Origin of the sequence: Veillonella sp. 6_1_27 (genome assembly GCF_000163735.1) — a bacterium.
Classification (GTDB): Bacteria; Bacillota; Negativicutes; order Veillonellales; family Veillonellaceae; genus Veillonella; species Veillonella parvula_A.
Window position 1 is genome coordinate 93,905 of record NZ_GG770218.1, and the last position, 15,623, is coordinate 109,527.

Annotated in this window: 13 protein-coding genes and 1 riboswitch; of the genes, 1 reads left to right on the forward strand and 12 read right to left on the reverse strand. The window is 38.7% G+C overall.

The annotated features are described in order from the left end of the window. Positions 1-90: 90 nt before the first annotated feature. The 8 genes from HMPREF0874_RS09595 to HMPREF0874_RS09630 all read right to left on the reverse strand — a co-directional run bounded on the left by HMPREF0874_RS09595 (position 91) and on the right by HMPREF0874_RS09630 (position 9,578). A complete protein-coding gene (locus HMPREF0874_RS09595; RefSeq protein WP_004695437.1) occupies positions 91-1,044 on the reverse strand; it encodes a cation diffusion facilitator family transporter in 954 nt (317 codons plus the stop codon). A gap of 242 nt (positions 1,045-1,286) precedes the next feature. Next, entirely contained in the window at positions 1,287-2,567 is a 1,281-nt protein-coding gene (gene guaD, locus HMPREF0874_RS09600; RefSeq protein ID WP_004698462.1) for a guanine deaminase, read from the reverse strand. A gap of 101 nt (positions 2,568-2,668) precedes the next feature. After that, positions 2,669-4,012 (reverse strand): NCS2 family permease, encoded by a 1,344-nt coding sequence (locus HMPREF0874_RS09605; RefSeq protein ID WP_004698450.1) that lies wholly within the window; start codon positions 4,010-4,012, stop codon positions 2,669-2,671. Between the two features lie 61 nt (positions 4,013-4,073). Continuing rightward, positions 4,074-4,172: riboswitch (purine riboswitch) on the reverse strand. Between the two features lie 429 nt (positions 4,173-4,601). Next, positions 4,602-6,119 (reverse strand): lysine--tRNA ligase, encoded by a 1,518-nt coding sequence (lysS, locus tag HMPREF0874_RS09610; RefSeq protein ID WP_004698435.1) that lies wholly within the window; start codon positions 6,117-6,119, stop codon positions 4,602-4,604. 29 nt (positions 6,120-6,148) lie between these two features. Beyond that, complete coding sequence (gene greA, locus HMPREF0874_RS09615; RefSeq protein WP_004695428.1) at positions 6,149-6,622, reverse strand: transcription elongation factor GreA; 474 nt, start codon at positions 6,620-6,622, stop codon at positions 6,149-6,151. Positions 6,623-6,745: 123 nt separating this feature from the next. Continuing rightward, a complete protein-coding gene (gene dusB / locus HMPREF0874_RS09620) occupies positions 6,746-7,732 on the reverse strand; it encodes a tRNA dihydrouridine synthase DusB (protein ID WP_008603473.1) in 987 nt (328 codons plus the stop codon). Positions 7,733-7,826: 94 nt separating this feature from the next. Then, positions 7,827-8,594 carry a type III pantothenate kinase gene (locus tag HMPREF0874_RS09625; RefSeq protein ID WP_004695423.1) on the reverse strand — a complete coding sequence of 256 codons (768 nt, stop codon included), beginning with the start codon at positions 8,592-8,594 and terminating at the stop codon, positions 7,827-7,829. Positions 8,595-8,603: 9 nt separating this feature from the next. Further along, positions 8,604-9,578 (reverse strand): biotin--[acetyl-CoA-carboxylase] ligase, encoded by a 975-nt coding sequence (locus tag HMPREF0874_RS09630; protein ID WP_008603475.1) that lies wholly within the window; start codon positions 9,576-9,578, stop codon positions 8,604-8,606. Between the two features lie 171 nt (positions 9,579-9,749). On the opposite strand from HMPREF0874_RS09630, the gene HMPREF0874_RS09635 reads away from it, so the two are divergent. Continuing rightward, positions 9,750-11,093 (forward strand): threonine/serine exporter ThrE family protein, encoded by a 1,344-nt coding sequence (locus HMPREF0874_RS09635; RefSeq protein WP_004695419.1) that lies wholly within the window; start codon positions 9,750-9,752, stop codon positions 11,091-11,093. 53 nt (positions 11,094-11,146) lie between these two features. On the opposite strand, the gene ftsH is transcribed toward HMPREF0874_RS09635, so the two are convergent. The 4 genes from ftsH to HMPREF0874_RS09655 all read right to left on the reverse strand — a co-directional run bounded on the left by ftsH (position 11,147) and on the right by HMPREF0874_RS09655 (position 15,596). After that, on the reverse strand, positions 11,147-13,075 hold the full coding sequence (gene ftsH / locus HMPREF0874_RS09640; protein ID WP_004695418.1) for an ATP-dependent zinc metalloprotease FtsH: 1,929 nt from the start codon (positions 13,073-13,075) through the stop codon (positions 11,147-11,149). Between the two features lie 88 nt (positions 13,076-13,163). After that, complete coding sequence (hpt, locus tag HMPREF0874_RS09645) at positions 13,164-13,709, reverse strand: hypoxanthine phosphoribosyltransferase (RefSeq protein WP_004695416.1); 546 nt, start codon at positions 13,707-13,709, stop codon at positions 13,164-13,166. A gap of 23 nt (positions 13,710-13,732) precedes the next feature. Beyond that, positions 13,733-14,731 carry a tRNA lysidine(34) synthetase TilS gene (gene tilS, locus HMPREF0874_RS09650; protein ID WP_038125915.1) on the reverse strand — a complete coding sequence of 333 codons (999 nt, stop codon included), beginning with the start codon at positions 14,729-14,731 and terminating at the stop codon, positions 13,733-13,735. Further along, a complete protein-coding gene (locus HMPREF0874_RS09655) occupies positions 14,700-15,596 on the reverse strand; it encodes a phosphatase (RefSeq protein ID WP_008603478.1) in 897 nt (298 codons plus the stop codon). Before HMPREF0874_RS09655 ends, tilS begins: the two co-directional genes overlap by 32 nt. Positions 15,597-15,623: the final 27 nt, after the last annotated feature.

Genomic DNA, 15,623 nt, shown 5'->3' on the forward strand with positions numbered 1-15,623 from the left:
ATATATTCAATACGTTTAAGTATACCATATATTGGTGTATTTATCATTAAATTATGTGCTATATACTAGACTTCTCACCAATATTTTATATTATTCATCCTCTTCTTCATCTAGCAAATAATCTTTTGCCATCCATTTACGCGTGCCTGTAAAAGAAATGGTCACCCATTTTTCCGTTGGGTTACCGCCGATTTCTTGGTCAATTTCATTGCGAATAGCATCAATTTCAGCAATGGTTTGATATGGAAAACTTTTAGGAACTAAAATATCAATTTCAATGATTCGAGTATTGCCATATACTTGCACGCTCGTCACATAATCTTTAAAATTATACTTTTCCATAAATCGATCCATAATTTCTTGCACTTCATTATGCAATGAAGTTGGTGCCCATCCTAATATTTGTTTCATGGATGGCACAATGATACGAAATGCAGAGGGTATCATCTGTACCGCTAAAATAATTAATACAATAGGGTCAATATAAGTAGCCCATCTAGCATATTCAGTACTTTCTAGCATAGTAGCTACAACGAAACTAATCAAGATAGCCGCTTCTAACAAAGCATCGACATACCAGCTTACATTATCAAATTTAATCAAGTTAGACTGCAAACTTTTATTAATACGACGTACATAAAGATAGTAAGCAGTATCCGCAACAGTAAAGAATATAGCATAGAAAATAGCTGGCCCGAAGTCTACGTGACGTCCACCAGACAAAAGATCTGTAATCCCACTAGATAAGGCATAAATTACTATGAGAAGAATAAAAAAGCCCTCCACGGCGAGCACCAGAGGTTCAAATTGCCAAAAACCGAATTGGAATCGCTTACTCGTTTCTCTAGCAACTAACTTAGCTGTCATAAGCATCATAATCTTAATAACAACATCAACGAAGGAGAATACCCCATCTAACAACACTGCACTAGATCCCGTTACAATCCCCATCACAGTGCCGCTCACCGCAACTAGCGCCATCAAAGCAACAGATTGCATTAATAGCTTTTGTTCAATAGAGCGTCTTGCTCCTAATATATCCATTAAGCCCCCCACTTTCTTAATTTGTACATTTTTTTATTATACACCAAGTGAATTGATGAGCAAAATCGCCCTGTTCAGTAATATAAACAGAAAAGCTATAAAACCTACTATAAATCATAATCCAAAGTTTATCTAACACCTCGGTCAGGTTCTAAAAGAAGCACCGAAAAGCAGCTAGTTTGAAGGGTATACAAACTAGCTGCTTTAAATATATCAGTATTTTTTTCTGTAAGATATAAACTTTACCCTTTTGGACTCGGAACTACGCGACCAGCTACATAGCGTTCAATAATATGACGATCATCCCCTACATATAGCCAGCGCTCTAAACGCTCTTCCAAAGAACGTTCATTTAGGTCGAATAGGGACGTATCATCGATAATAAGGGCATCTAATTCATAGCCTTTTTCAAAGCTTCCAACGTGGCCAAAAAATTGTCCACCACCCTTGGTAGCCATATAGAAGGCTTCACTCAAGGTAAGAGGTGCATAGTTTGGGTCTACTTCAGCCCATTTCATTTTCGATAGACCAATAGCTTCAGTAAGGACCTTTGCCATCGATACAATATGTCCACCAGAAATATCGGAGCCTAAACCAATTGGTATATTCCGCTCAATCAGCTTACGAATCGGTGCAATTCCGCTAGAAAGATTTACATTCGAATATGGACAATGAGATACCATGGTCTGCGTTTCAGCCATGCGATCCATTTCTACGTCACTCAAATGAATGCAATGGGCCATTACAGTTGGCACGGTACCCATCAAATGATGTTCATAGTACACATCTGTATAGTTTGACGACTCAGGATGTAATGATGCGACCCAATCAATTTCGCCGTGATTTTCCGACAAATGAGATTGAACAGGAACATCGTATTCTTTCGTTAATTTAGCAAGTCCTGTCATGAGTTCACTCGTACAAGATGGTACAAAGCGCGGTGTAATAATAGGTTTAACTAAAGGTCCAAATTGAGCTGATGCATCTAACCATACTTTAGTATCAGCTAATGATTGATTCGTTTCTTCAATCAAAAATTCCGGACTATTACGGTCCATGTTTACCTTGCCCACATAAGCTGACAATCCTGCTTTTTGTAAAAGCTCCATCAACACCAATGTACTGTCTTTATGGATTGTGCCAAACAAAATACTTCTCGTCGTACCATTGCGCCATAAATCGTGAACAAAGGCACCATATACTAGACGAGCATAGTCAGGATCAATAAATTTTGCCTCTTCAGGAAATGTATAAGTTTCAAGCCATGGTAACAGTTCCTTATCCATACCAAGTCCACGATTACAATATTGTGGTGCATGCGCATGAGTATCCACAAAACCAGGAATAATGAGATTATCACCGTAATCAACAACATCATACTCTGTATAAACTGTAGGAATACTTTCACCACAATGAACAACCACCCCATCTACAGCAATAACATAACCCTGTTGAATAGATACAAGTGCTGATGGATTCGGTGTATATAATATATTTCCTTTTAAAATAATCGTTGAATTCATATAACCTCCTCGCGTGATTAGAGCCCTAAAGTACTGCGCCCATATACTACGCTAGATTTTCGTTTAATAGACTATGCTATATGATTCATAGTATATGCTATTTAAATAGCAAAGTGAATGATGAACGCCACAGTCATGATGTACATAATAGGATGAATTTCATGATGACGACCTGTGGCCAATTTAATTAATGTATAAGAAATAAAACCAAAGGATAAACCTTGAGCAATACTAAATGTTAATGGCATAAGAAGAATTGTTAAGAACGCAGGCAATGCTTCCGTGAAATTAGTAAAATCAATATGCGTTACCTCACTCATCATAAATACGCCAATAGTAATCAGTACAGGTGCAGTCGCTTGTACCGGTACCAATAAGAACAATGGTGCAAAGAATAAAGATACCAAGTATAAAAGGCCAGTTACTACTGCCGTAAGACCTGTGCGACCACCATCAGCAACGGCTGCCGCACTTTCAATATAAGAAGTAACTGTAGAGGTACCTACAACGGCACCTGCTGCGGCACCAATAGACGTACATAGCAAGGCACGATTCAAACCTTCAAATTTCCCTTCTTCATTTACTAAGTTTGCTTTTCTCGTTACACCAATCAATGTACCGATATTATCGAACATATCCACAATAGTAATGGAGAAGATAATGGAGAAAAAGCCATACCCAATAGCACTCATTACATCAAGTTGACCAAATGTGTCTACTGGAAATGGTGGTACCAAGTTAAAGATATCCGAACTAGATATAGGAACCTTAGTCAAACCTAACACCATAGCCAAAATCGTAGTGAAGGCCATACCAATTAACAATCCACCCTTAACCTGCTTAGCTAATAAAATACTTGTAATAAACAAGCCTAACAATGTTAATAGTACTGCAGGATCTTTCATGTTCCCAAGGGTTACAAATGTAGCATTATCAGAAATAATTATATGAGCATTTTTAAAGCCAATGAAGGCAACGAATAAACCAATACCTACGCCAATAGAGGTTTTCAGCACTTGTGGAATACCATCTACTATTTTATTAAGAACTTTAGTAACTGTTAAAATAACAAAAACTGTACCGGAAATAAAAACGGCACCTAATGCAGTTTGCCAACTAAGGCCCATAGCACCACAAATGGTATACGAGAAAAATGCACTTAGGCCAAGTCCAGGTGCTACGATAACTGGAACATTAGCAACAAAACCTATTAGCATTGTCGCAAAGGCAGTTGTTAAAATTACAGCCGCTACAGCACTACCATGAGGCATTCCTGATACAGATAATAGATTGGGTATTACTGCCAGAATGTATACTGATGCAATAAACATTGTAATACCCGCAAAAATCTCAGTCTTTACTGATGTTCCATGTTTGGTTAACTTGAAAAACCGATCAAGACAACCATTGGCTTGATTACCTCTTTCATAATCCATTGAACTCATCGCACTTACCTCCTAAACTTTTAGAAATATAAATTTAGTTAAATAAAAAACGGCTACAAGAGCATCATAAATAAGCTCTTGTAGCCGTAAATCTCGGTTCACGCTAGAGAGACTTGACCCATCCCGTCAAGGTTATACAAGGTATGTAGTAGTTCTATACAGTTAATCTATATCATCACATTCAGATTCGATAAAGCAAAGATAAATAAGAAAAACTTTATATGCATGAATTTATATCATATATATTATGTAAATACCACATCTCACACTTAGTATAAAATTATTTTTATACACTGTCAATAACAATTGATGAATAATCATAAACTATTTTTTATCCTAGAAATTATTTTCTATAGACTTTATATCGTTAATTTTGTTATATACTTATAGACTGCTACAGGAGCTCAACATATTAACCACTCCATTAATCCATCGTATAAAATTACATATAGCATTCATGTTTCAATACATATTTAAAGGCAGTATCGTAGTAACAGGTTTAAAATGATTTTTATATGATACTAACTATTTCATAAATATATAAAAAGCTCCCTACTCAAAGAATAGGGAGCCTTAATAGTGTCGATTATTATTCTGCTTCTTCAGCTTCAAAATGCTTAGGAGCTTCTGGTTTCATCAACGGGAACAATAATACATCTCGAATAGATGCAGAGTCTGTTAAGAACATAACAAGACGGTCGATACCAACACCAAGACCAGCTGTTGGAGGCAAGCCGTACTCAAGAGCAGTAACGAAATCCTCATCCATTCGATGAGCTTCATCGTCACCCGCTTCGCGTTCTTTCAATTGATCCAAGAAACGTTGTTTTTGGTCGATTGGATCATTTAACTCGGAGAAGCCATTTGCCAATTCACGACCATAGATGAAAGCTTCAAAACGTTCTGTAGCCAATGGATTTTCACGACTTGCTTTAGCAAGTGGAGAAATCTCTTTAGGATGACCATATACGATAGTTGGCTGAATCAAGTTTTCTTCTACATAATCTTCGAAGCAAAGATTTAAGATTTTACCAATACCATCATTTTCTGTGTATTCTACATTTAAGCGATCAGCAATAGCACGAGCTTCTTCTATAGTTGTGACTGCATCAAAATCTTCACCAGTGTATTTTTTTACACCTTCAGCCATTGTGATACGATTCCAAGGAGGAGTCAAATTAATTTCTGTACCTTGGTATGTAATTTCTTGTGTACCAAGTACTTCTTGAGCACAGTAGGACACAAGATTTTCTGTTAAGCGAATCGCATCCTCTACATCGCCATAAGCTTGGTACGATTCGATAGTAGTAAATTCTGGATTATGACGATTATCGATACCTTCGTTACGGAAGCAACGGTTCATTTCGAACACGCGGTCCATACCACCAACGATTAAACGTTTGAGATACAATTCTGGTGCAATACGCATGTAAATATCGATATCAAGCGCATTATGGTGAGTGATAAATGGACGTGCAGCAGCCCCACCAGGGATAGCATGCATCATCGGTGTTTCCACTTCCATGAAGCCATCACGCATCATGTATTCGCGAATCTTAGCAACGATTTGAGAGCGTTTTACAAATGTATCACGCACTTCAGGATTTACAATCAAATCAACATAACGTTGACGGTAACGAAGTTCTGTATCCTTTAATCCATGCCATTTTTCTGGTAGTGGACGTAAAGACTTAGATAACAATGTTAATTTGTTAACTTTAATGGTAACTTCACCGGTATGCGTTTTAAATACGTGACCTTCTACGCCGATGATATCACCGATATCAAGCATTTTAACGTATTTATAAGCTTCTTCGCCCAATACATCTTTACGGAAGTATACTTGAATATCACCAGATTTATCACGAATATTCGCAAATGCCGTTTTACCATGGGAACGGATTGTCATCAAACGACCTGCAATAACTACAGGCTGGCCATCATATTTCAAGAAGAAGTCTTCTTTAATATCTTTTGCGTAATCTTTTACGACAAAACGTTGTCCAAATGGGTAAATACCATCAGCTTCATATTCGGCTAATTTATCGCGGCGAATTTGCATTTGCTCATTCAGCTCTTCTTGTATATTTTTAATTTCTTCACTCATGTTATCGCCTCTTTGTCGGTAATTGTAAATTATTGGATTGCTAACACTTTGAATGTTACAGGACCATCTGGTGTGGAAACCTCTACTTCATCGCCCTTACGTTTACCCAAAATAGCTTTACCTACAGGAGATTCATTAGAGATACGATTGTTAAATGGATCCGCTTCAGAGGAACCAACGATAACATATTCCAATTCATCGTTGTACATAGTGTCAAGTACAGTAACTTTACTACCTACAGATACAACGTCACCTTTTACAGATTCATCGATGATCTTCGCAGTGTTAATCTTATTCTCTAACTCTACAATATGACCTTCAATAAAAGCTTGTTCATTTTTTGCATCATCATATTCAGAGTTTTCACTGATATCGCCATATTCAATAGCAGTTTTAATACGTTCTGATACTTCAATACGGCGTACAGATTTATAGTACGCTAATTCTTCTTCTAACTTCTTTAAACCTTCGGCGGTGAGTAATGTTTCTTTTACGTCTGCCATGGGTACCCCACTCTTTCTACATATAAATAATAAGAAAAAGTGTCATAATAAGATGACACCTTATCTCTTGTTTCTAAATTATCTCAATCATTATATAAAAATACTATTTATTTGTCAATCTGACTACCCTTCGGACAGTATTTTGCGATATGATTCTAGCTCATTGTGAAAGCTCGTTACAGTATGAATTGTATTCACTCGATTGCGCCAATATGCAGATTCCGGAAGTCCCTTCATATACCAGCCCGCATGAGTGCGTATCTCCTTAACGGCCATACTTTCACCCTTGTATTGGCATAACAAGTCAAAATGCTTTAATAACATATCTAGACGCTCTATATCGGTCGGTGCAGGTAACACTTCACCAGTAGCTAGATAGTGGTGAATGCGATCAAAGATCCAAGGGTTCCCTTGTGCCCCACGACCTATCATTACAGCGTCACAGCCTGTTTCATCAAGCATTTGCTTAGCATCTTCAGGCTCCACAATATCACCATTGCCAAGTACAGGTACAGATACCGCTTCTTTCACAGCCTTAATATAAGACCAGTCCGCATGTCCACTATACATTTGCTCCTTTGTACGACCATGTACAGCAATAGCAGCCACACCTGTAGACTCAATGCGCTTTGCAAAATCCACGACATTGATAGAGTCACTATCCCAACCAATACGCATTTTTACAGTAACCGGTACATCAACAGCCTCAACAGCGGCTTCTGCAACACGAGCCGCTAGATCAGGATTTTTCATAAGTGCCGAACCATCGCCAGAGGTAACTACCTTTTTTACAGGACAGCCCATGTTTATATCTACAATATCGGCGCCCGCATCGGCCACAACCTTAGCCCCCAAAGCGATTGCTTCTGGATTAGAGCCAAAAATTTGCATGGATACAGGACGTTCTGCCTCTTCAATGCGCAATAATTCATGAGTACGTTCATTCTTATATTTAATACCCATAGCACTGACCATTTCGGTACATACCAAGGCTGCACCATGTTTTTTAGCCAGTAGTCGATACGCAATATCGCTAACCCCTGCCATAGGCGCTAATATGGCTTGACCATCAATTTTGACAGCCCCAATTTGCCACTGTTTATTATTCATATAATTCTATTTCCCTTAATAAAAAAGGTACAGCATAAGCTGTACCCAAATGTACACTACTTCGTTACATATACGTAACTATATTATAGTAGCATTATTTATTTCTTTCGTAAATAAGGCGTAAGCCTTCTAATGTAAGCATAGGTTCTACATGGTCAATGCAGTCTGTAGCACTGCTAATAAGCTGTGCCAAACCACCTGTAGCAACTACAGTTACATGATTTCCCATTTCCGCTTTCATACGAGACACGAGGCCTTCTACTTGACCTACATAACCGTAGAACATACCAGATTGCATAGAGGACACCGTATTTCGACAAATGACTTGCCCCGGGTCTCTCACATCGATACGAGGTAATTTGGCCGCCCGTTGGAATAAAGCCTCTGCAGAAATTGTTACCCCTGGAGTAATAACCCCGCCCATATAATCGCCATTACCTTGTACCGCACAATAAGTTGTAGCCGTACCAAAATCGATGATAATTAAATCGCCCTTATAAAGCTCATGTGCTGCTACAGCATTTACAATACGGTCAGCCCCTACTTCACGAGGATTATCATACTTAATAGCGATGCCAGTTTTAGTACCTGGACCTACAATAAGAGGATTTACATTAAAGTAGCGCAAACACACGCGCTCTAATGTAGGCATTAATGGTGGTACAACCGAGGAGATAATGATAGCATTAATATCTTTTACATCAACCTTACGGTCGTGAAAGAATAAGTTCATCATCAGCATGCCATATTCATCGGTGGTACGAACCCGATCTGTGGAAATACGCCAGTGACCCACAAGTTCTGTCTTGTCGTATACACCGAGAACAATATTGGTGTTTCCCACATCAATTACTAATAACATTAATGCCTCCTATTTACGCGGACGAATTGATACGTCCCCTGCCACAATACGTTTAATTGTCCCATCTGGGATTCTTACTAATAAATTACCATCTTCATCAATATCTGTAGCTACCCCTTCATAGGTATTGCCAGGAGCACGCACTTCAATTTCTTCACCGAGAGTAACAGATAATTGACGCCATTCATTAAGGGTTTCGTCAAAGCCACTATCGAGCACTTCATAATATTGATGTTCTAGTTCTTCTAATATAAGTCTAAATGCTTCTGTGCGCTCAATATCAATATCTTCCATCGCAAGGGATGTAGCAATTAATTTTAACTCTTCTGGTAATTCTTCTTGTTTTGTTTTTACGTTGACCCCAATGCCCATTACAATATGAGAAATTTCTTCCATAGAACCAGACATTTCAGTCAAAATACCTACTAGCTTACGACCATTCACAAGAATATCATTAGGCCACTTTATCCCCACATCAGTGAGTCCCATCTTATGAAAGGCCTTTGTTAAAGCCACTGCAGCCATCAAAGTACACTTTGGAGCCTCTACAGGTGGAAAATCAGGGCGTAAAATCAAGCTAAACCACAAGCCTTTGCCAAATGGAGAATACCAACCGCGAGATAAACGCCCACGACCAGCAGCCTGTTCCTCAGTAACCACAACCGTACCTTCTTCTGCACCTTGTTGAGCTAAACGACGAGCTTCTAAGTTCGTAGACTCCGTGGTATCCATATAAACATATCGTTTACCAAATACATCTGTTTTTAAGATTTGTTTCATTGCCAAGGGGCTCAACAAATCAGGTTCTTCCAATAATCGATACCCTCTCTTGGTATAAGATTCAATTTTGTAGCCTTTTTGACGTAACGCCTTGATATGTTTCCAAATAGCTGTGCGCGAAACATGGCAGGCTTCGGACATATCTTGTCCCGATACGAAACTACCTTGGTTTTGTCTCAAGAATTCTAGCACTTCATCACGCATAGTTTAGAGCCCCTTTCTTTGTCAACCTAGGTTTACAATTCGATTGTACAAGTGTACCTTGTAAAATGCAAGGATTATTTAAAATAATTAATGTTATAATGTATATAGTATAAAGGTATACATAAAAAAATAGATAACAATAATGCTATCTATTATCCTTCGGAGAGATATATGAAACAGTTTACATTAGAAGAGAAAAATCAAGTTTTAGAGAACCCTTTTATCCATATTCATCGAAAACTGGATGTACTACTCAATATAGGGAAGTTACTAATGGAATGTGGGGCAAATACAAATCGAATCATTGAGGAAATGCTAAAAGCCGCAACATTTATGGGAATTCCTCATGATTACTTAAATATCCATATTTCATATACCACTATTATGGTCAATCTATTACACAAAGAACGATCCATAACGGTCTTCAGAAAAACACCGGTTCATATTCCGAATATGGCTATGATCAATGCCGTATCAAAGCTCACATGGCGCGCCTTTGAGCGACATTACTCACTAACGACCTATGAACGACTAATTGCCAAACTGGATACAACTATACCGACGTATCCAAACTGGATAAAAGGACTAGCTTGTGCACTAGGTTCGGCAGGTCTTGCATACCTTTACAGTGGCGATATCATCGCATTCATCGTTACTATCATATGTTCTAGTATTGGTTATTTTACGCGCACCCTATCAGGCAGATTAGGGCTTAATGAATATGTAGGAATCGCATTAGGCGGATTTGGTGCCATGATATCGGCTTACGCTTTTTATAGTCATGTAAATAATGAATCCTTACTATATGTACTCGTTTGCTGTACCTTGTTCATGATTCCTGGGGTACCATTGATCAATTGTGTCATCGATATCATTAATAATCATATTTTATCGGGCATGACACGCGCTATAAGAACACTACTCATCGTGGGTAGCATGACTTTAGGTATGGCTATGGCACTCTACTTTAGCCCTGCACCAGCATTTAATTTTGTTGATATTAAACCTCATGTTATTTCCATTGAGCAAGTTATCGGTTCTTTTACAGCTGCAGCTGCTTTTGCGGTACTTTTTAATGCTCCTGTCAGACTATTAGTATCCATTGGTATTGGTGGCGTACTATGTGTATGTATTCGCAATATACTATCCGTAGAATTAGGATTTTCTACACCAGGTGCTACCTTTATTGGTGCTGCCATTATGAGTATTATTTTTGTAAAAGTTTCTACTTGGTTAAAAACATCTAGCACTATCATTATCGTGCCGTCTGCCATCGCATTAATGCCCGGTATACTGTACTACCGATTTCTCTTCGACATGTTACACATCAATGCATTAAATGATGCTAGTCTAATCCTTATGATACAAAATGGTGTAACTGGCACATTTACAACTATAGCTATAGCAATCGGTGTAGCTATACCAAATGTTTTGGCACAAAAATATTTGCAAAAACTAAAAGAACAACGCATGACAGAACTTCTTGCCACACGTCATATAAACGATGGACAGTAAAAAAGAGCTAGCCTTCTAAAAAGGCTAGCTCTTTTTCATTTGGACAAAATCCATTATTTAATTTCATTAGATGATGCTTCACTAGGATCTGCTACAGTACTAGTTATTTCTTTAGCATCAACACTCTCTGGTACTACGCTACCTTCTACTTCAGAAGCTACTTTAGGCTCCTCAGCTTCAGGTTCTTTTGTTGTACCATATTTGTAAAGATTATCTACCGCTTTCGCATCGATTGTTTCCTCTTCTAACAAAGCATTTGCCATGTCATGTAAGAATTTTTCATTATCGCTAAGAAGTTTTGTTACATCTTTATAAGCTTCTTCTACGATACGATGAATTTCAGAGTCGATTTTCGCAGCGATTTCTTCACTATAGTTGCGCTCATGGCCTAGGTTTTTTCCTAAGAAGATTTGTTCTTGTTGTTCACCAAACACGATAGGACCAAGCTCATCGCTCATCCCCCAACGCGTTACCATAGCGCGAGCAGTATTAGTTACACTTTGAAGGTCCCCAGAAGCGCCTGTACTGATTTCATCTAAAATCAAGGCTTCTGCAATTCGACCACCAAGAGCAACTCGAATATCTGCTAATAATTGAGATTTTGTTTTGTAGTTTTGTTCCTCAGTAGGAAGCATCATAGTGTAGCCACCAGCTGCACCACGAGGAATAATCGTTACTTTATGAACAGGATCTGCATGAGGCAATAGATGTGCCACGATAGCATGACCAGATTCATGGTATGCTGTCAATTTACGATCCTTATCGCTCACAATATGACTGCGGCGTTCAGGTCCCATACTAACCTTTTCACTGGCTTCTTCAACTTCAGCCATAGTAATTACTTTTTTGTTAAGACGAGCCGCCAAAAGAGCTGCTTCATTTAACAAATTGCTCAAGTCTGCACCAGTAAAGCCTGGAGTTTTCTTCGCAATTATTTTCAAGTCTACATCATCAGCCAAAGGCTTATTACGAGCATGAACTTTCAAAATTGCTTCACGGCCGCGTAGGTCTGGACGACCTACAATAACTTGACGGTCAAAACGACCTGGACGTAAAAGTGCAGGATCTAGAATATCTGGGCGGTTTGTTGCAGCGATAGTAATAATACCTTCGTTGGCACCAAAGCCATCCATTTCAACGAGCAATTGGTTTAATGTTTGTTCACGTTCATCGTGACCACCACCAAGGCCGGCACCACGTTGGCGACCAACCGCATCAATTTCGTCTATAAAGATGATACATGGGGCGTTCTTTTTCGCTTGTGTGAAAAGATCACGCACACGAGAAGCACCAACACCAACGAACATCTCTACAAAGTCAGAACCAGAAATCGTAAAGAATGGTACCCCTGCTTCACCAGCAACAGCTTTAGCAAGTAATGTTTTGCCTGTACCTGGAGGTCCTGCCAATAATACACCTTTCGGAATTTTAGCACCGATAGTTGTAAATTTGCCTGGATCCTTTAAGAACTCTACTACTTCTTCTAATTCTTGTTTTGCTTCTTCAGCGCCAGCTACATCTTTGAAGCTAACCTTTACATTGCCTTCACCCATCAATTTAGCACGGCTTTTACCAAAGTTCATCACTCGGCCACCGCCACCTTGCGTTTGTTGCATGATGAAGAAGAATAATACTACCAAGATGATAATCGGAATAGCAGAACCTAACAAGCTCATCCACCAAGCAGGTTGCTCAGGTGGAGCTGCAGTAATTTCTACACCATTATCTTGTAAAGTTTTGATTAATGTTTCATCAGTTGGCGCATAAGAATTGAATTCTGTTCCATTTTTTAGTTTACCTTTAATACCATGATCATTGGTAATCGTTACGGACTCAACCTTTTTCTGTTGTACTTGTTGAATAAATCCTGTATAACTGAGTTCAGATTTATTCGCACTTTGACCAGAGAAAGCGTCAATGGCGATAACGAAAGCGGCAATGATAAGTAAATAAAGGACGATATTTTTAGTAAATCGACCCAAAATATTACCCCTTTCAATAATAGTTTAGTGGCATAAACGAATTGAGTACATCTCGTTGAGAGATGCACTCATATATTATATCATATTTTTAATCTTGATACATTTCTTCCTTTAAAATACCTATATAAGGTAAGTGTCGATATTTTTCTGCATAGTCTAAACCATAGCCGATAACAAAGTAGTCAGGAATGACAAAGCCTACATAGTCTACTTCTACATCCATTTTACGGCGTTCAGGCTTATTCAATAACGCTGCAAGGCGTACACTTTTAGCTCCACGGGCATGTAAATTTTCTAGCAAGTAATGTAATGTTGTACCCGTATCTACAATATCTTCTACAACGAGTACATGCTTTCCTTCTACAGAGCGATCCAAATCTTTTAAAATTCGAACTACCCCTGTACTTGTTGTACCGCTGCCATAGCTAGAGCAAGAAATAAAATCGAAGCTTACATCCACATTCTCATCGATAGAACGAGCTAAATCTGTAAAAAAAACGATAGCACCTTTCAATACCCCTACGAGAACTACGGATTCCCCTTTATAGTCAGCACTGATTTGATGACCTAATTCAGCCACACGTGCCTTTAATTGTTCCTCTGTATATAAAATATCTTTTGCATCTTGATGCATCTATATGACCTCCGCAATTCATATTAATGTTTGCAATATACTTTTATTGTATCACATTGAGCACTTACTTTTATACTTTTTATATTGAAAGTTTTCTTTTCCCCAGTGTTAACAATGTCGAGTAATTGCTCTTGATGAGCAGTGGTAAGCTTGATTTCAGGATCAAAGATGCTCACCAGTCTTTGCCACAATCGACGTTGGATAGCCAACGGCTTCTTACGTAACCCCCTACGAGATATAAACGCGCCCTCATCAGAGATAGTTACTAACTCATCAAACGCCATATCCGTTAAATTAGAAATAAGAGAAATGTCTTCGCGTACAGAAGCCCCTAGCCTTACTATAGCATCGATAACGATAGGATTAATGGCTTTTAACTCAGGTATAATGCGATGACGAATTCTATTTCTTTGATATCGTACATCCTCATTTGTACTATCTATACAGTAAGAAATATCTTTCTCTTTTAAATATAGAAGTAATTCTTCTTTTGTGACATCTAACAGAGGTCTTACTACTGGAACAGTATAATCATTACTAACAACGGCCATGCCTGTCAAACCATTAAGTCCAGTCCCTCTAATAAGATGTGCTAAAATTGATTCTGCTTGGTCATCTTTATGATGAGCTACTGCAATATAGTCATACCCCTCAGACTGTGCTATACCGGTTAGCCATTGATACCGAACTTGGCGGCCTATAGTTTCCTCTGATAGCTTTTGAGCTTGACTCAATTTAGGCACGTCAAAGACAGCCGTATAAAATGGCAGTCCTAGTACGTCCGCTTGATTTCTTAACCATAGAACCTCATCCTTACTTTCAGAACGAATACAATGATCTACGATAGCAACTCCAAGCTCATATACTGTATGGCGATGTGTAGCAATATCTTGCAATAAATGCAATAAAGCCATCGAATCAGGACCACCAGAACAAGCTACCAAGATACGACAATTCTCAGGAAATATATCATGTAATTTTAAAGTGTGATTAACGGTTCGAATGAGTGCTTTCACATTCACGGGCCATCGCCTCCATACCATCTTGGTCGCTCACAAATACATGAGGGACCTCATAGAAATCCATAAAGGACGTTAAAATCTCTGCCCCAGCAACAATAATGTCGGCACGCCCAGCGGGTAACCCTTTTACTTGTAGTCTCTCATCACGACTCATATACCGCAAATTCATAATAATGCCTTCCACCGTTTCACGGCTCAATTTATGACCTTGTACCTTTGTGCCATCATAATGGTCTAAACCTAAATCAATAGCAGCCAAGGTTGTTAGGGTTCCTCCAATACCGATAAATTCACCAAATTCACCTTCAATCATCATCGGATCCCAAAGAAAACGGGTTTCCTCCCACACTCGTTGAGGCCCTTCGTCAGATATAGATTGAAGGCGTACCGCTCCCACAGGATAAGAACGGCTCCAGTACACTCCATCCTTGTTACCTAATGCAAGTTCTGTACTACCTCCACCAATATCAATGGTCGTATAATGACGTCCATCCTCTAATTGATTTCCTAAAGCGCCATAAAAGCCATACATGGCCTCTTCAGCACCAGATAAAATTCGCCACTCCATAGGACAGTATGTATTAATACGTTCCATAAATGCAAGTCCATTAGCCGCTTCACGAACAGCGCTCGTCGCAAAACCAAAGCAATAGTCAGCACCGTATTCATTTGCTATTTTTTGTATATCCGTAAAGGCTTGATAGGATGCTTCCATGGATTCATCTCGCAAGGTACCATCTGTATTTCGTTGACCTAAACGAGTAGTCCACAACTGCTTAGGCTCATAACGCCACTCGTTATTCTCATAGGTAGCCAATAATAAGCGCACCGAATTAGAGCCAATATCGATAATTGCTAACTTCATAATTGCTCCTTACATATAAATGATTTT